This is a genomic window from Streptomyces sp. NPDC102259, from assembly GCF_044766465.1.
In the GTDB taxonomy this organism is placed as follows: Bacteria; Actinomycetota; Actinomycetes; order Streptomycetales; family Streptomycetaceae; genus Streptomyces.
This window is the reverse complement of record NZ_JBIWMA010000001.1, coordinates 642,121-658,697: the sequence shown is the minus strand read 5'-3', so window position 1 is coordinate 658,697 and position 16,577 is coordinate 642,121. Positions and strand designations below refer to the sequence as shown.

Genomic DNA, 16,577 nt, shown 5'->3' with positions numbered 1-16,577 from the left:
AGCCCGTTTCGTGTCCTCTCTCTTCCCGGCCCTGACGGACGACCCGTCCGGGCGCCCCGCCCTGCGGTTCGGCGAGCGTTCCCTGACGTACGCGCGGCTCGCCTCGGCGGCCGGCGCCGTCGGTGAACGCGTGCGGGGGCAGGAGAGGGTCGCCGTGTGGGCGACTCCGTCGCTGGAGACCGCCGTCGCGGTGGTGGGCGCGCTGCTCGCCGGGGTGGCCGCCGTGCCGCTGAACCCGAAGTCGGGCGACAAGGAGCTCGGGCACATTCTGGGCGACAGCGCGCCGGGGGCGGTGCTGGCGGCTCCGGGCGACGAACTGCCGGCCGCGCTGCGTGAGCTGGAACGGATCGACGTCCAAGTCGAGGTCGAGGTCGAGGTCCAGGTCGAAGGGGGTGTCGACGGGGACGGTGCCGACAGGGACGGTGTCGGCGTGCCCGTGGGTGATGAGGACCCCGCCCTCGTCGTCTACACCTCCGGCACCACCGGGCCGCCCAAGGGCGCGGTCATCCCGCGGCGCGCGATCGCCACGACCCTGGACGCGCTCGCCGACGCCTGGCAGTGGACCGGGGACGACGTCCTCGTGCACGGGCTGCCGCTGTTCCATGTGCACGGGCTGGTGCTGGGGATCCTCGGGCCGCTGCGGCGCGGCGGGTCCGTACGGCATCTCGGGCGGTTCGGCACGCAGGGCGTGACGCGCGAGCTGAGCACCGGCGCGAGCATGCTCTTCGGGGTGCCGACGATGTACCACCGCATCGCCGAGGCGCTGCCCGACGACCCCGCTCTGGCCAAGGCGCTCGCCGGGGCGCGGCTGCTGGTGTCCGGCTCGGCCGCGCTGCCCGTGCACGACCACGAGCGGATCGCCGCCGCGACCGGGCGGCGGGTGATCGAGCGGTACGGGATGACGGAGACGCTGATGAACACCAGTGTCCGGGCGGACGGGGAGGCGCGGGCGGGCACCGTCGGGGTGCCGCTGCCCGGCGTGGAGCTGCGGCTGGTGGACGAGGACGGCTCGGCCGTCGAGGCGTACGACGGGGAGAGCGTCGGGGAGATCCAGGTGCGCGGGCCGAACCTGTTCACCGAGTACCTCAACCGGCCGGACGCGACAGCCGACGCGTTCACTTCCGACGGCTGGTTCCGGACGGGTGACGTGGCCGTGCGCGATCCCGACGGCTATGTCCGGATCGTCGGGCGCAAGGCGACCGACCTCATCAAGAGCGGCGGGTACAAGATCGGGGCCGGTGAGATCGAGAACGCGCTGCTGGAGCATCCGGGGGTGCGCGAGGCCGCCGTCACCGGGGAGCCGGACCCGGACCTCGGGGAGCGGATCGTCGCCTGGGTCGTGCCGGCGGACCCCGGATCGCCCCCGGCCGAGGACGAGTTGGCCGACCATGTGGCCCGTCGGCTGGCCCCGCACAAGCGGCCCCGCGTGGTGCGTTACCTGGACGCGCTGCCCCGCAACGACATGGGGAAGATCATGAAGCGGGCGCTGCCGTCATGACGACGCGGCGGGCGAGCGCGCGGGAGGTCATCGCCCTCGTCGCCGACGACTTCAGCCGGTTCCCCGACCCGCCGGGCGGGCAGCGGGCGTCCGCCCCCGACGGGCCCCTCGGCTGGCCCGGCTACGACGCCTCGCGCGAGCGCGCCGCCCGGCGCACCGGTGAGTCGGAGTCCGTCGTCTGCGGCACGGCGAGCGTCGGGGGCACCCGGGCCGTGCTGATCGCCTTCGAGTTCGGCTTCCTCGGCGGATCCCTGGGCGAGCGCACCGGTGACCGGCTGGAGGCGGCGTACACGTACGCCCGTGAACACCGGCTGCCGGTCGTGCCGTTGGTCGCCACGGGCGGCAGCCGGATGCAGGAGGGCATGCTCGCCCTCACCCAACTCCAGCGGGTGGCGCGGCAGTCGGCGCTCACCCGGGAGGCCGGGCTGCCGCAGGTCGCGGTCCTGCGGGACCCGACGACCGGCGGCGGCTGGGCCACCCTGGGCGCGGGCGCCGACGTGGTGCTCGCGCTGCCGGACGCCCAGGTCGGCTTCGCGGGCTCGCGGGTCCGGCCGCCGGACGCCGACCCGGCCGCCTACACGGCGCGGGCGCAGGTCGCGGCGGGAGCGGCGGACGCGGTGGTGCCCCCGGCGGAGCTACGGGACGTACTGGGCCGCTGGCTACGCCTGCTGACCGACGGAACACCGTCAGCGCAACGCCCGGCCGAGACCCCCGGCACCCCCGGCACCCCCGGCACCGGCAGGCCGACCGCCGCCGGGACAGGCCCCGTCCCCGGGGCGGGCGGCCCCCCGACCGAGCCTCCCCCGGGGTCGCTTCGCGAACCCGCTCCCGTTCCCGCCGCGCTCGGGGTCGCGGATCTGCCGCGTACCGGGTGGGAGGCGGTCCGGCGGGCGCGGGCGGCGGAACGGCCTCGCGCGCGGGTCTATCTGGACGCCTACTTCATCGACCGGCTCGCGATCTCCGGGGATCGGTGCGGCGGCGTCGACCCGGACGGGATGCTGTGCGGGTTCGGTGTCCACCAGGACCGTACGGTCGCCTACGCCGCCCAGACCGGGGCGGCGACCCGGCCCGCCGGGTACCGGACGGCCGCCCGGCTGATCCGCCTCGCGGACCGGCTCGGCATCCCGGTGCTGACCCTGGTGGACACCCCGGGCGCGGCCAACGACGCCGAGGCCGAGGGGCAGGGGGCGGGTGCGGCGATCGCGGAGCTGTTCGGCGTGGTCGCCACCGCCCGTACGCCGATCACCACGCTGGTCATCGGCGAGGGCGGCTCCGGCGGCGCGCTGGCCCTGGCCGCGCCCGGCCGCACCTGGGCCACCCCGGACAGCTACTTCTCGGTCATCGCACCGGAGTCGGCGGCGGCGATCCTCAAGCGACCCCCGCGGGAGGTGGAGGCGACGGCCGATCAACTCCGTATCAGGCCGCAGGACTTGGTAGAGCTTGGCCTGATCCGGATCACGGAGGCGGGCTGAACACAGGACAATCTCCCGTACCGTCCGTGACAATGGATGCGCGCAGAGCCGCAGGACCACAACGGGTGAGGGGTTACGAGGGGACCGTGGACGCACTGGTGGAGTTCAGGACCGACGACGGTGCCGTGGTCGCCGTCGAGGCGGTCGCGGAAGGGCGGCCCGGTTCCCGGCTGGTGGCCCGCGACGGGACGGTCCAGGCGGCCCGCACCTTCGAGGGGGCCCTGGAGGGCGTGCGCGCGGCCGCCGAGTCCGCGCTGCGGGTGTTCCGCGACGGGACGTTGCGGCCCGACGGGGTGGAGATCGAGTTCGGGGTGAAGCTGTCGGCGGAGACCGGCGCGATCATCGCCAAGGGCACGGCGGAGGGCCACCTCGTGGTGCGGCTGACCTGGTCGCCCTCCCCCGCCTCATGAACAGCGCCGAATGGCACGCCCGGATCGAGAGCGCGGGCCAGGTGGCGGGCGCGGGCTTCCTCGTCACCCCGCGCCGGGTGCTGACCTGCGCCCATGTCGTGCGGCAGGCCGACCCGGACGCCCTGACGGTGACCTTCACCGAGCGCCCCGGCGCCCCCGCCGTGCCGGCCCGGGTGGTCGCCGACGGCGGCTGGGGCGGCGGCGCCACCGACCTCGGCGACCTGGCCGTCCTGGAGCTGGCGCACGAGGTCCCGATCGCCCCGGCCGCGCTGGCGCCCGTGGACGCCGCCCACGACCGGCGGCCCGACCGGCCCCGCAAGCTGGTCGTCTACGGCTTCCCGGTCGGGTTCGACGAGGGCACCCTCGCCGAATACCGCATCACGGCGACGCAGTTGCTCAACCGTGAGTGGATCCAGCTGGAGGCCTGGCAGCCCGGCGGCCAGCCGCTCGCCCCCGGGTTCAGCGGCGCCGCGGTCACTCTCGTCGACACCGGTGAGGTCGTCGGCATGGTCACCGCGGCCGCCGGTGACCGGGGCGTGCACAACGGGCGGATGATGCCCACGGAGGTGATGGCCCGCTACTGGCCCGATCTGGAGGGCCTGGTCCCCACTTCCGACCACGGCACCGCCGACCGCGCCCGGCTGCGCGAGCTCGTCGAACGTGCCGTCCGCGCCGGCCTGGACGGCGATCCGGGGCGGCGCGTGCGGCTCTACGAGTCCGCCCGGGGCCCGTTGGACCCGGACGGGCCCGAGGAGGGGTTCGACTCGCTGTGGTCGGCGGCCCTGTTCGTGCTGTGCGAGGTCGACGGCGCCGACGCGGCGGCCACCGTCGCCCGCTTCACCGCCCATGTGGAGAGCCTCTTCCAGGCGCCTGTCGAGAGGGCCGCCGAGACGGCCGCCGCACCCGACTGGTCGCCCATCCTCGTCGACCTCCAGCACAGCGGCGCGGGCGACGAACACGTCCTCGTCGAGGTGTCGGCGTACAGCGGGGGCCGTCGGCACCCGGTCGGCTCCGGCACCGTCCCGCAGGCCGGGCTGCGCGCCTTCGTGCAGGACCGGATCGAGGCCGCCTTCCGGTATCTGACGCCCGGCTGCGACGAGTTGCTCGCGTTCGCGCTGCCCCGCGACTGGATCGACCTGCCCGTCGACCGCTGGGCGAGCACGCCCGACGACGACACCCCGCTCGGCTGTGTCTATCCGCTCGTCGTCACCGACCAGGCGCGGCGCAGGGCGGGTGTCCGGCATCAGCTGACCCGGGTGTGGAACCGGCTCGACGCGGCGCCCGGCGCCCGGGTGCACCGCGTCGAGTGCGGCAGCCCCGAGGAACCCCGCCGGCTCCGGGTGCGGCTGCGCCGGGACGACGCCTGTCTCGCCGGCTTCGCGACCGCCCCGGCCGCGTCCCACACCCGCCCCCACTTCGACACCTCGCTCAACGCGCCCGCCCCGATGGTCATCTGGTCCCGTGGGGGCTGCGCAGGCGGTCCCGAGGAGTCCTGCGCCGGCGGGGACGGCTGCACGGGCAAGACGTTCCTGGACGAGCTCGACACCTGTGTGTCCGGCGTGTCGCCGGGCGAACTCCCGCGTCGGGTGCTGGCGTTGCGCGAGGAGGCGGACGCGGAGGACGGCCACTGGGCGCACGACATCCAGCTGCTGTGGGACGACCCGCGTCTCTTCGCCGACCCGCACGGCGAGGCGGCCGGCCACCCGCACTCCCCCGTGACCTGAGCCGCGCCCGCCACCCCCCACCGCGGTCACCCCGCCATCCCCGTCACCCCCGCCACCGAGCCACGAGCCGCACCAGCCCTACGAGTCACGCGAGCCCCACGAGTCACACCAGAGTTTCGGAGAACCATGCCGCACTGGTCCGTCTACACCGGGAACAGCGAGCCGCACGACGGCATCGCCCGGCTGCCCGCGCCGCCGCCCTGGCGGGCGTTCGACGGCGCACCCGTCGTGCCGCCGCCCCGGGACGCCGACGACGAGGCGGCCGTGTCGCCCGATCGCGTCCACCGTGCCCGCTCGTACGTGGCCACCCCGGAGAGCGTCGAACTCGTCAACGCGGCCCTGGTGCTGCGCCGCCCGCTGCTGGTCACCGGCCCGCCCGGCACCGGCAAGTCCTCCCTGGCGTACGCGGTGGCGCGCGAGCTGGGTCTCGGCCCGGTGCTGCGCTGGAACATCACCAGCCGCTCCACCCTGGCCGACGGCCTCTACCAGTACGACCCGCTGTCCCGGCTGTACGCGGCCCGGCAGGCGGCGTGGCGCGAACGGGACGGGGACGCCGGGGGCGGGGTCGAGGACCATCTGCGCCTCGGCCCCCTCGGCACGGCCCTGCTGCCCTACGATCGCCCCCGCGCGCTGCTCGTGGACGAGATCGACAAGAGCGACCTCGACCTGCCCAACGACCTGCTGAACGTCCTGGAGGAGGGCCAGTACGAGATCCCCGAGCTCATGCGGGCGGCCCGGCACTCCGCCGAGGACGTCACCGCCGGGGTCCTGGCCGACGGCTCGGACGACCCGGTCGCCGTCACCCGGGGCCGGGTGCGCTGCCGCGCCTTCCCGTTCGTCGTCCTGACCAGCAACGGCGAGCGTGAGTTCCCGCCCGCCTTCCTGCGCCGCTGCGTCCGGCTGAAGCTGCGCCGCCCCGGTCGCGAACAGCTCACCGAGATCGTCCGGGCGCACCTCGACACCCCGCCCGGCGAGGCGGAACACCTCATCGACCGCTTCCTGACCCGCGCCGCCGACGGCGAACTCGCCACCGACCAGCTGCTCAACGCGCTCTACCTCACCGGAGTCGCCGGGCTGGACGCCGACTCCCGTGACGGGCTGGCGGAGCGACTGATGCCGTACCTCAGCGCCACGGCGGACGGCGATGGCTTCTGAGGCTTCTGAGGAGACACCGGGGGGTGACATGTCCGCCCTGGACCGGCTGACCGCACTGCTGACGGCCGCGGCGGGCAGCACGCCCACCCCCCGTGAGCTGGCCGAACTGCTCTGGCTCGCCGAACTGTCGAGCGACCCGGAGGGGCCGTCGGAGCCGGCCGGGTCGCCGCTGCCGGACCCGGCGGCCGCACCGCGGAAGCGGGACACCGACGGCCGGCCCGACGAAGCGGCCGACGGCGCGCCGGACAGTGCGGCCGGGAGCGCGTCGCCGAAGTCCGCGCCCGTCGCCTCCGCCGACCGTGTCCCCCTCCACCTCCCCACGCCCGCGCCCGCGCCCGCCGCCGATTCCGGTGGTGATCGCGGCGGCGCCGGGAGCCGCCCCGTCCTCGCGCCCGCGCCTCCGATGCTCCCGCACCCCCTCGCCCTCCAGCGGGCCCTGCGCCCGCTGAAGCGCACGATGCCCTCGGCGCGCGCCCGCCTCCTCGACGAGCGGGCGACGGCCGACCGCATCGCCCGGCTGGGCGCCCACCCGGACGTCTGGCTGCCCGTGCTGCGTCCCGCGCGCGACCGCTGGCTGCGCCTCAACCTCGTCCACGACACCGGTCCGACGATGCCGGTCTGGCGGCCCCTCGTCCGTGAACTGCACACCGTCCTCGCCCAGTCGGGCGTCTTCCGGACGGTCACCGCGCACCCGGCCACGCCCGACGGCGAGGCCCGGCACGTCCCCGACCCGGCGGACGGCCGGACGGTCACCCTCGTCGTGAGCGACTGCATGGGCCCGCAGTGGCGCCCAGGACCGGCGGGCGAACGCTGGTACCGGGCCCTGCGGCACTGGGCGGCCCGGATGCCGCTGGCCGTCGTACAGCCGCTCCCGGAGCATCTGTGGTCCACGACGGCCCTCCCGGCCGGGCCGGGTCTGCTCTCGGCCGTGACCCGGGCGGCCCCGCTCTCCGCGCTCACGTTCACCCCGTACGACCCCGAGGCCGCGCCCCGGCCCGGCGCGGCCCTCCCGCTCCCCGTCCTGGAGCCGGGCGCGCCCTGGCTGGCCAACTGGGCGGCGCTGGTCGCGGGTCCGGGCGGCGCGCGCACCCCGGGCGCGGTGGCCTGGCTGCCCCCGGCCCCCGCCCCGCCCGGGACCGCCGGGCCCGAGGCCGCCGACCCGGCCGCCCTGCCCGCCCGGGACCTGGTGCTGCGCTTCCGCGCCACCGCCTCCCGGGAGGCCTTCCGGCTGGCCGGCCACCTGGCCCTGGCCGTCCCCTCGGTCCCGGTGATGCGTCTCGTCCAACGGGCCGTGATCCGCGACCCGCGCCCCCAGCACCTGGCCGAGGTGATCCTCAGCGGCATGCTGACCACCGTCCCGGGGCCGCCCGGCTCGTACGACTTCCGTCCCGGCGTACGCGACCTGCTGCTGCGCACGCTGCCGCGCACGACACGCGGCCGCACCCGTGAACTCCTGGACCGGATCGGCGGGTTGATCGACGAACGGGCGGGCCGCACGGCGGGCGAGTTCCGTGCGGAGGCGGGCGGCGCGGGCCGGGCCCACGGTGCGGGCGCGTTCGCCACGGTGAGCGCGGAGACGGTGCGCAGGCTGGGCGGGGGCGTCGAGGAACCCCCGCGACAGGCGACCGGGACGGCCACGCTCCTCTTCGAGACGGCCGGCGACCTCACCGCCCGGCCCGAGACCCGCATCACCCTCGAGTACGCCGTCCACGAGGTCCTCGCCCGTGGTGACCTCACCCCCCAGCAGTACGAGGTCCACGTCCGCGGGAACGGCTATGCCGTCCGGATCCAGCCGGAGGCGTATCTCCTGCCGGTGCTGGCCGCCGCGCTGCGCGGGCTTCCCGGACCGCTCGCCGAGCTGGCCGAACGGCCGCGTCTGCGGGTGACGTTCCAGGACGGACCCGGGTCGCCCGCGCCCCCGCAGGGCGCCGCCCCCGTCGTCCTCACCGTCCCCCCGGCCCTCTACGCGGCCTTCGCCGACAGCTCCGCCGCCTCCGGGCCGCACCGCTTCCGGCCCCTGTTCGGCGACGCCCCGGACGCCCCGCCGCTGGCCTGGTACTGCCCGCTGCCGCCGGAGGGGGGCGCGGCGGGAGCGACGGACGGCCCCGACGACGTCCGGGACCTGGTGCGGGGGCCCTTCCTCACCCGTGACCTGCGCCAGCTGGGCATCCCCGCGCCCGGCCGCACAGCGATCGTGCACACCCGTCCCGACAGCCCGCTCACCCTCCTCGACCCCGTCCTGCCCTACGGCGGCCGCCCGCCGCGCCCGGCGACGTACTACGAGGTCGACCTCACCCCGCAGCACGCCGTCGACCGGATCTCCCTGCCGAGCTCCGGGAAGGGCCTCTTCACCGCGGCCGTCGAGCTGACCTGGCGGGTCGACGACCCGGTGGCGTTCGTGCGGGCGGAGACCGCGGGCGTGCCCGAGCGGCTGCTGGCGCATCTGCTGGCGGCGGGCTCGGACATCACCCGTCACCACTCCGTCCGCCGGGCGGCCGGTGCGCAGCGGGCCGTCAACTCCCAGCTCGGCAGGTGGCCGGTGCCGGGAGTGGCGGTGACCTGCGCGGTCACGCTCGCGCCGGACTACGCCCCGCCCCCCGAGGTGCGCCGGCCGGCCGGCCCCTCCGCGCGCCCGCTCCAGGACCTGCTCGCCGACGCCGAGACCGTGCTGTTCGGCTTCGACGGCCCGCTGATCCGGCTGTTCACCGCGACGACCGCCCGTGCGGCCGCCCTCGACCTGCTCAGGATCGTCGCCGAACACCGCGATCCCGAGGACGCCCTGGCGGGCCGTCCGCCGGTCGCGCCGGGCGCCGTGGGCCGGGAGCTGTTCGTGCACCCGCTGGACGTGCTGCGGGTCTTCGCCCGGGACCGGCTGGGTCCTTCGCTGCGGGACCGTCTCGACCGGCTGGAGCTGAGCGCCGTGCCGGACGCGCCCACGACACACCACTCCGTCGTCCTCGTCCGCACCCTGCACGACACCGGGCGCCGGGTCGGGGTGGCCACGGACGTCTGCGCGGCGGCCGTCCACCGCTATCTGGAGTCCTACCGGCTTCCGCTCCTGGCCGGCGTCCACGGCCGCGACGACGACCTCGGCCGGCTCACGCCGGACCCGCACCGTCTGCTGCACGCCCTGCGGCCGCTCGACGCGCCCGCCGCCACCGGCGTCCTGATCGGCTCCACGCTCGCCGAGCTCGCCGCCGCGCGGGCCGCGGGTCTGCGCTTCCTCGGCCTCGCGCGCAATCCCACCGTCGAGCAGGCGCTGCTCGGGGCGGGCTGCGACGTGGTGGTCCCCTCCCTCACCCCGGTGCTGGAAGCGGCCCGCGCCCTGTAGTGCCGGCCGAACCGGGCGATGCACCGTCACAGGCGAAGGTACCGGCGAAAACCGGCACTCCGCGGGGCCAACTGGCTTACTGTGGCGGGGATTTGAGAGTCTCATGGAGATTTCCAGGGGGAAACACGCATGTTCAGCACACCGTCAAGACGCACCGTCCTGCGCGGACTCACGGTCACCGGAGCCGCGGTGATCGGCTTCGATCCCGGCGCCCGCGGCTGGGCCGCGACCACGGCCGAGCCGGACGCCGAGGCCGTCACGGAACTGGCCAGGGTGCCCCGGCTGGACGGCACGCTCGTCACGGACGACCCCTCCCTCACGGCGGCGGCCGACGACTACGGGCACATCGTGCACCGCCGTCCTTCGGCCGTCCTGCGCCCGGGCTCGGTCCGTGACGTGGTCGCCATGGTCCGCTTCTGCAACGACCACTGTCTGCCGGTCGCGCCGCGCGGCCAGGGACACGCCCCGTTCGGTCAGGCCCAGGTGGAGGGCGGTCTGGTCATCGAGACCGCGACGCTCGCGGACATCGGACCGCTGGGGCCCGACAGCACCACCGTCACCGTCGGCGCGGGCGCCAGGTGGAGCTCGGTCGCCCAGGCCACGCTCGCGCACGGCCTCACCCCGCCCGTCTTCACCGACTACCTCGAACTCTCCGTCGGCGGCACCCTGTCCGTGGGCGGGCTGGGCGGCCAGGCCCACCGGCACGGCGCCCAGGTCGACAACGTGACCGAGCTGCGGGTCGTCACCGGGGCGGGCGAGCTGGTGCGCTGCTCCCCGTCCCGGCGCGCCGACCTCTTCCACGCCGTCCTCGCCGGCCTCGGCCAGTGCGCCGTCATCGTCGAGGCCACCCTGCGCCTGGTCCCCGCGCCCCGGACCGTACGGCGCTACCAGTTGACCTACGACGACCTGCAGGTCTTCCTCGACGACCAGCGCGTCCTGGTGCAGGACGGCCGCTTCGACTACGTCGAGGGACAGGTTTACCCGGACGCCGCCGGAGCGTTCGGGGTCTTCGTCCTGGAGGCGGTGGCCTACGGCCAGCCGGTGGGCCCCGCACCGGACGACACGGCGCTGCTGCGCGGGCTGCGCCACGACCCGGCGAGCGCCCAGTCCACCGACCAGCCCTACTACGACTTCCTCGACCGGCTGGCCCCCGTCATCGCCGCCCTGAAGGCGGCCGGCATCTGGACGTACGCCCATCCCTGGCTCAACCTCATGCTGCCCGGCAGCTCCGCCGCGACCCTCGGCGCGCGGATCCTGGGCGGGCTCACCCCGGCCGACGTGGGCCCCGGGGCCGTCATCCTCTTCTACCCCCTGCGCGGCGACCGCCTCACCACCCCGCTGCTGCGCACCTCGGACGACGCCGTGTCGTACCTCTTCGACGTGCTGAGCTCCGCCGCGCCGGACGACACCGCCGCCGTCGACCGCCTCCTGGCGGCCAACCGCGCCGCCTACGACGCCACCGCCGCGGCCGGGGGCACCCAGTACCCCGTCGGCAGCATCCCCTTCACACCCGCCGACTGGCGCGCCCACTTCGGTCCGGCCTGGCCGGGACTGGCGTCGGCGAAACGGACGTACGACCCGCAGGGGATCCTCGTCCCGGGGCAGGGCGTCTTCGGCTGATCCGGCCGCGCGCCTCCCCGACCCGACCGTATTTCATACTTAATCTGGTCATGTGACACAAACCCCCCGTTCGGGCGCACCCCGCCCGGCCCACCCGAAAAGGCGGCCTCCTCCCCGCCCCCGCACCATGCGAAGGAGGCCGACCGCCGGGCGGCCCACGCACGAGAGGTTCGCCGGCCCGGCGAGCCTGCACGGTCTGTGCTCTCGGGAGGACCTGCCATGACCGCCAGTCTGGAGCAGCTGCGCCGCTGCCACTTCGCCGTCGACCTGGGAGCGGCGCGGACGCGGGTGTACGTGAAGGGGGCCGGGCTCGTCGTCGACCAGCCGTCCGCCGCCGCCGTGAACACCCGGACCGGCGCGCTGATCGCGGTCGGCGAGTTCGCCGAGAAGATGACCGGGCGCACGCCGCACTACATCCGCGTCGTGCGGCCGGTCTCCGGCGGCACGGTCGTCGACATCGAGATGGCGCAGCGCATGCTGCGCCATCTGCTCGGCGACAAGATCCGCCGTCAGCTGCGCCGCAAGCCGTTCCTGCGCGCCGCCGCCTGCACCCCGCACGACGCCGACCCGCTCGCCCAACGCGCCGCGATCGAGACCCTGGTGGGTCTCGGGGCCCGCCGGGTGGAACTCGTCGACACCCTGATCGCCGCCGCCGTCGGCTGCGGGCTGCCCGTCGAACGCCCCGAGGCCACCATGATCATGGTGTGCGGGGCGGCCGCCACCCAGGTCGCCGTCCTCTCCCTCGGCTCGATCGTGACCGCCGAGCGGATCCCCGTGGGCGGTGAGGCCGTGGACCACGCGATCGTCCAGCACCTGCGCCACGAGCACGAGTTGATGCTGCCCAGCCAGTCCGTCCGGCCCCTGCAGGTCGCCCTCTCCGGCAACGGCCTCACCTCGCAGGGCCCCGCGTCCACCGAGATCCACGGGCGGGACGTCGCCACCGGCCTCGCCCGTACCGTGCAGGTCGACACCGCGGCCGTCCGGGACGCCATCGAGACCCCGCTGACCGCCGTGCTCGACGGCATCGGCAGGGTGCTCCGCGAGTGCCCGCCCGACCTGGTCGCCGACCTCGCCGACCGCGGAATCATGATGGTCGGCGGCTCCGCCCTGCTGCCGGGCTTCGACCAGATGCTGCGTCAGGCCACCGGCATGCCGGTGCACATCGCGGAACGGCCCGACATCTGCGCCGCACAGGGCCTGGGCGCCATGCTGGAGGGCAAGATCGAGCCGCTGACCCTGGACCCGCTGGGAGCCTGACATGGCGGGCGCCGGTGCGGGCGCGGCCTGCGTCCCTTGCCACCCCAGAACTCCTTCGTTAAAATACGATTGCTGTATGCAAATAGAATTTCGATCAGCAAATCGGGATTGAGCGGGTCACGCCGAGCTTCGCTCGGAGCGTTTATCTGAACACCGGGGGGATTCAATTGGGGGGTTTCCGCAGAGCCGACCCCGATCGGGCCGTGTGCATCACCGGAATGGGCTGGACCACAGCGCTGGGTGACGGTCTCGACGAGGTGTGGCGACAGCTGACGAACGGCCGCGTCGGCATCCGGGAGTCGGCCGGCGCCGACCGTGCGCCCGCCGCCCTCCTGACGGACGGCGGGCCGGCCGGACCTCCGTCCGAACGCCAGGTCTCGCTCGCCGTGACCACGGCGTCCGCCGCCCTGCGCGACGCGGGCTGCCCCGCCGGGGACGTCGACACGCTGGTGCTCGGCAGCAGCCTCGGCCCACACCTGGACGACGCCGCCGAGATCTCGCCGCACGTCCTGACGGCCGCCGTCGCCGAGCGGTTGGGGGTGGCCGGGTCCGCGTCGGTGAGCACCGCCTGCTCCTCCGGCGCCGACGCGGTCCTGGCCGGCGCGGCCCTGCTCACCGGCGGCGAGGCGGACCGCTGCCTGTGCGGCGGCATCGACCTGCTCACCGAGGGAAAGCTCCTCGGACACCGGGCGCTCGGCACCCTCGCGGCGTCCGGCACCGTCCGCCCCTTCGACACCGACCGCGACGGCACCCTCTTCGGCGAGGGCGCCGGCTTCCTGCTGCTGGAGACCCGGGCCGCGGCCACGGCGCGCGGCGCCCGGATCCTGGGCGAGCTGCGCGGCTGGGGCGCGTCCAACGACGGCACCGGCCCGACCGCCCCCGCCGAGACCGGGGCCGGCGCGGTCCTCGCCGTCCGGCGCGCCCTGGCCAGGGCAGGGGCCGACGCCCGGGACATCGCGGTGATCAACGCCCACGGGACCGGCACCCGCGCCAACGACACGGCGGAGGCGGCGTGTTACGGCACCGTCTTCGGCACGGAGTCGGAGGCGGTCGTGTTCGCCACCAAGCCGGCCCTCGGCCACACCCTCGGCGCCACCGGCGCCCTGGAGGCCATCGCCCTGCTCCTCGCACTGCGGCACGGCAGCGTGCCCCCGCTCCCGCACACCCGCACGGTCATGCCGGAACTGACCCTGGCGCTGGCCGCGGACGGCCCCCGGGAGTTCACCGGCTCCCTCGGCATCAGCCTCACCCTCGGCTTCGGCGGCTTCAACACCTGCCTGCTGATGGCGGCTCCCGAGCAGCTGACCGCGGTCGGGGACGCCGCGTGAACCCGGCCCAGTGGTGCCCCGCGGGAGCCGTGATCACCGGCTCCGCCCTGGTCGAGGCCGACGATCCGGGCACGATCGGGCGCCGCGTCCCCGGGGTGTACGCCGACCCCGTGGCCTGGCTGATGGCGGCGACCGTGGCGGACGCGCTGGAGAACTGCGGCGACGCGGCGCCGAGCCGGCCCGAGGAGGTCGGGGTCATCGGGGTGAGCGCGCCGGCCACCCGCCACACCCTGCGCGCGCTCGCCGAGTCCGTCCCGCGCGGCCGGGTCTCCCCCATGCGGTTCGCGGGCGCCGGAGCGGGCTCGCTCGTCGGCGTCGTCTGCTCGGCGTTCGGCTTCCACGGGCCGGTGTCGATGCTGCCCATGCCCCTCACCCCGGCCGTGCCGCTCACCAGAGCCCTGTGCGGCGACTGGCTGCTCGGCGACCCGCCGAGCGCCGCCCACGTCCTGGTCGTCACCCACGAAGTCGACGACGAAGGCAAGCACCGGGCGCACTGCCTGGTCGTCAGTGGGCCGACGCCCACGCGGAGGCCCCGGAGAACATGACCTCGCAGAACATGACCTCGCAGAACACCACCCCGCGGATGGCGACTTCACCGAGCGCGGCTTCACCGAACACGACGTCACCGAGCGCGGCTTCGGCGGACCTGACCGATCCGCTTCTCGACCCGGCCGTCGTCGGCGACTTCCTGGGCCGCGTCGAGGAACTGTCGCCCACCGAGGATCCCGACGGCCCGGTCGGGCTGCCCGCCCTGGTCGACCGGTTCGCGGCGCTGCCCGCCCCGCCCGGCGCCGTCGTCGTCATCGCGCTGCCGAACGGCATCCGGGCGCTGCGGTTCTTCTTCGCCGTCGCGCTGGCCGGACACACCCCCGTGCTGCTCTCCCCGTCCACCCCGGTGTCCAGGGTCCGCGAGGTGGCCCGCGAACTGGGCGCCTGCGCGCTGGTCCGGGCGGCGATCCGGGCCGACGCGTACGGCGTCACCGACGTCACCCGCACCGGCGGCGCCGACCTCGGCCTCTTCACCGGCCGACCGTATCTGCACCACGGGCCGGGCCATGTGATCCTGATGAGCTCCGGCACCTCCGGCATGGCCACCGGCTGTCTGCACGGCCTCGACGCCCTGCTGCGCAACGCCCGCCGGCACGGCCGTTCCCTCGGCCAGCACGCCGCCGACACCGCCCTGGTCAGCCTGCCCGTCTACTACTCCTACGCGCTGGTCGCCCAGGTCCTCGGGGGTCTCGTGCACGGCTCGCGGCTGGTCATGGCCGGGCCGCCGTTCTCGGTGGCCGACTATCTGGCCACGGTCGCCGGCCGGGGCGTCACCCTCTCCTCGCTCACCCCGAGCCTGGTGAAGTCCGTCGTCACCGCGGGCGGCGAACTGCCCGCGCCGCTGCGCACACTGACCGTGGGCGGCCAGGCGCTGGACCCGTCGTACGTCTCCCGCCTGCTGAAACTCAACCCCGAGCTGGGCCTGTACCTCACCTACGGGCTGACCGAGGCCGGCCCGCGGGTGTCCACCCTCGCCGCCCACCTCGAACCCCCGCACCGGCACGGCTCGGTGGGGGTGCCGCTGGACGGCGTGGAGGTGCTCACCCGGCCCACCGACACCGGGGAGCGCGAGCTGCTCGTGCGCTCCGACACCGTCTACCGCAGGCGGGTCGGCGAGCCCGCGCCGTCCAAGCGCGGCGATCTGATCGAGCCCGGCCTGCTGGCCACCGGCGACATCGGGCACGTCGACGACGACGGATACGTGTACGTGCACGGCCGCTCGTCGGACTTCGCGATGGTGCGCGGCGAGAAGGTGTCGACGGCCACGGTGCGCCGGGCCGCCGAGTCGCTGCCCGGTGTGGTCCGGGCCGCGACCAGGATCGCCGTCGTGGACGACGACTCCGCCGTCCTCGAACTGGACGTCTTCGTCGACGACGCCGTACCGCCCTCCGAGGCGGAGATGCGGCGGCATCTGCGGTCGCTGCTGACCCGTAACGAACTGCCGCTGACGGTCCGGATCCAGCCGCTGCGCGCGGGCGAGCACCACAAGTGACGGGCCCGGAACCGCTCACCCTGTACTGCGTGCCGCACGCCGGCGGCTCCGCGCGCAGCTTCGTGCGCTGGCGGCGCGAGCTGCCGGCCGCCCTGCACGCCCGGCCGCTGGAGATCGCGGGCAAGGGCCTGCGCTCCCGTGAGCCGCGGGCGGCGACCCTGCGGGCGGCCGCCTCAGACCTCGCGCTGCGCCTGGACCCGGCCGGCCGGTACGCGCTCCTCGGGCACAGCATGGGCGGCCTGCTCGCCTACGAGACGGCCCTCGCCCTGCACGCGCTGGGCCGGCCCGCGCCCGAGTTCGTCGTGGTCGCCGCGACCCGGCCGCCGCATCTCCTCGGCGGCTCCTCCTACGGCCCCCTGCTCGCCCTGGACGACGACGCGCTGCTCGACGCGCTCGCGGAGAACGGCCGGATCCCGCGGGAGGTGCGCCGGTCACCGATGCGGCACCGGTTCGTGCCGGTCATCCGCGGCGACCTCGCGCTGCTCGCCGGCCACCGCCCGGACCGCGAGCCGCGGCCCCTCCGAAGCGACCTCGTCGCCTGGTACGGCGGCGACGACGCGGACACCCCGCCCGAGGTGATGGCCGGCTGGCGGCACTACACGCGGCGCACGCACGTCGGCGAGGCCTTCGACGGCGGCCACTTCTTCCTCCATGAACGCTTCGACGAGGTCGTGGCCCGGCTCCTCGGCCTGGCACAGCACAGAGCGGGCCGCTGACCGAGACCGGTCGGCGGCCCGCTCG

The 16,577-nt window shown here is 75.4% G+C and carries 12 protein-coding genes; all 12 read left to right on the top strand.

Features of this window, described 5'->3' with window-relative positions; translation table 11 throughout:
• The first annotated feature begins 10 nt into the window (after positions 1-10).
• The 12 genes from ACIRPU_RS02970 to ACIRPU_RS02915 all read left to right on the top strand — a co-directional run bounded on the left by ACIRPU_RS02970 (position 11) and on the right by ACIRPU_RS02915 (position 16,552).
• Positions 11-1,498, top strand: coding sequence for an acyl-CoA synthetase (locus ACIRPU_RS02970; RefSeq protein WP_403860798.1), 1,488 nt, complete (start codon positions 11-13; stop codon positions 1,496-1,498).
• Positions 1,495-2,970: a carboxyl transferase domain-containing protein gene (locus ACIRPU_RS02965; protein WP_403860795.1), complete on the top strand. Its 1,476-nt coding sequence runs from the start codon at positions 1,495-1,497 to the stop codon at positions 2,968-2,970. Before ACIRPU_RS02970 ends, ACIRPU_RS02965 begins: the two co-directional genes overlap by 4 nt.
• 86 nt (positions 2,971-3,056) lie before the next feature.
• Complete coding sequence (locus tag ACIRPU_RS02960; protein WP_355705777.1) at positions 3,057-3,380, top strand: CU044_2847 family protein; 324 nt, start codon at positions 3,057-3,059, stop codon at positions 3,378-3,380.
• Entirely contained in the window at positions 3,377-5,104 is a 1,728-nt protein-coding gene (locus ACIRPU_RS02955; RefSeq protein WP_403860792.1) for a trypsin-like peptidase domain-containing protein, read from the top strand. Before ACIRPU_RS02960 ends, ACIRPU_RS02955 begins: the two co-directional genes overlap by 4 nt.
• A gap of 126 nt (positions 5,105-5,230) precedes the next feature.
• Complete coding sequence (locus ACIRPU_RS02950) at positions 5,231-6,259, top strand: AAA family ATPase (RefSeq protein ID WP_403860789.1); 1,029 nt, start codon at positions 5,231-5,233, stop codon at positions 6,257-6,259.
• Positions 6,260-6,287: 28 nt separating this feature from the next.
• Positions 6,288-9,590: an SAV_2336 N-terminal domain-related protein gene (locus ACIRPU_RS02945; protein ID WP_403860786.1), complete on the top strand. Its 3,303-nt coding sequence runs from the start codon at positions 6,288-6,290 to the stop codon at positions 9,588-9,590.
• A gap of 129 nt (positions 9,591-9,719) precedes the next feature.
• Positions 9,720-11,210: an FAD-binding protein gene (locus ACIRPU_RS02940; RefSeq protein ID WP_403860783.1), complete on the top strand. Its 1,491-nt coding sequence runs from the start codon at positions 9,720-9,722 to the stop codon at positions 11,208-11,210.
• Positions 11,211-11,429: 219 nt separating this feature from the next.
• Positions 11,430-12,467, top strand: a complete 1,038-nt coding sequence (locus ACIRPU_RS02935) for a rod shape-determining protein (protein WP_403860781.1) — start codon at positions 11,430-11,432, stop codon at positions 12,465-12,467.
• Between the two features lie 203 nt (positions 12,468-12,670).
• Entirely contained in the window at positions 12,671-13,795 is a 1,125-nt protein-coding gene (locus ACIRPU_RS02930; RefSeq protein ID WP_403860778.1) for a beta-ketoacyl synthase N-terminal-like domain-containing protein, read from the top strand.
• Positions 13,792-14,340, top strand: coding sequence for a hypothetical protein (locus ACIRPU_RS02925; RefSeq protein ID WP_355705698.1), 549 nt, complete (start codon positions 13,792-13,794; stop codon positions 14,338-14,340). The genes ACIRPU_RS02930 and ACIRPU_RS02925 overlap by 4 nt, the downstream gene beginning before the upstream one ends.
• Positions 14,337-15,836 (top strand): class I adenylate-forming enzyme family protein, encoded by a 1,500-nt coding sequence (locus ACIRPU_RS02920; protein WP_403860775.1) that lies wholly within the window; start codon positions 14,337-14,339, stop codon positions 15,834-15,836. The genes ACIRPU_RS02925 and ACIRPU_RS02920 overlap by 4 nt, the downstream gene beginning before the upstream one ends.
• On the top strand, positions 15,833-16,552 hold the full coding sequence (locus ACIRPU_RS02915) for a thioesterase II family protein (protein ID WP_403860772.1): 720 nt from the start codon (positions 15,833-15,835) through the stop codon (positions 16,550-16,552). Before ACIRPU_RS02920 ends, ACIRPU_RS02915 begins: the two co-directional genes overlap by 4 nt.
• Positions 16,553-16,577: the final 25 nt, after the last annotated feature.

What these genes read in the sequence shown, in the direction of transcription:
- ACIRPU_RS02965 (WP_403860795.1), top strand. Translation starts at nt 1,495, where the DNA reads ATGACGACGCGGCGGGCGAGCGCGCGGGAGGTCATCGCCCTCGTCGCC.
- ACIRPU_RS02955 (WP_403860792.1), top strand. Translation starts at nt 3,377, where the DNA reads ATGAACAGCGCCGAATGGCACGCCCGGATCGAGAGCGCGGGCCAGGTG.
- ACIRPU_RS02950 (WP_403860789.1), top strand. Translation starts at nt 5,231, where the DNA reads ATGCCGCACTGGTCCGTCTACACCGGGAACAGCGAGCCGCACGACGGC.
- ACIRPU_RS02945 (WP_403860786.1), top strand. Translation starts at nt 6,288, where the DNA reads ATGTCCGCCCTGGACCGGCTGACCGCACTGCTGACGGCCGCGGCGGGC.
- ACIRPU_RS02940 (WP_403860783.1), top strand. Translation starts at nt 9,720, where the DNA reads ATGTTCAGCACACCGTCAAGACGCACCGTCCTGCGCGGACTCACGGTC.
- ACIRPU_RS02935 (WP_403860781.1), top strand. Translation starts at nt 11,430, where the DNA reads ATGACCGCCAGTCTGGAGCAGCTGCGCCGCTGCCACTTCGCCGTCGAC.
- ACIRPU_RS02920 (WP_403860775.1), top strand. Translation starts at nt 14,337, where the DNA reads ATGACCTCGCAGAACATGACCTCGCAGAACACCACCCCGCGGATGGCG.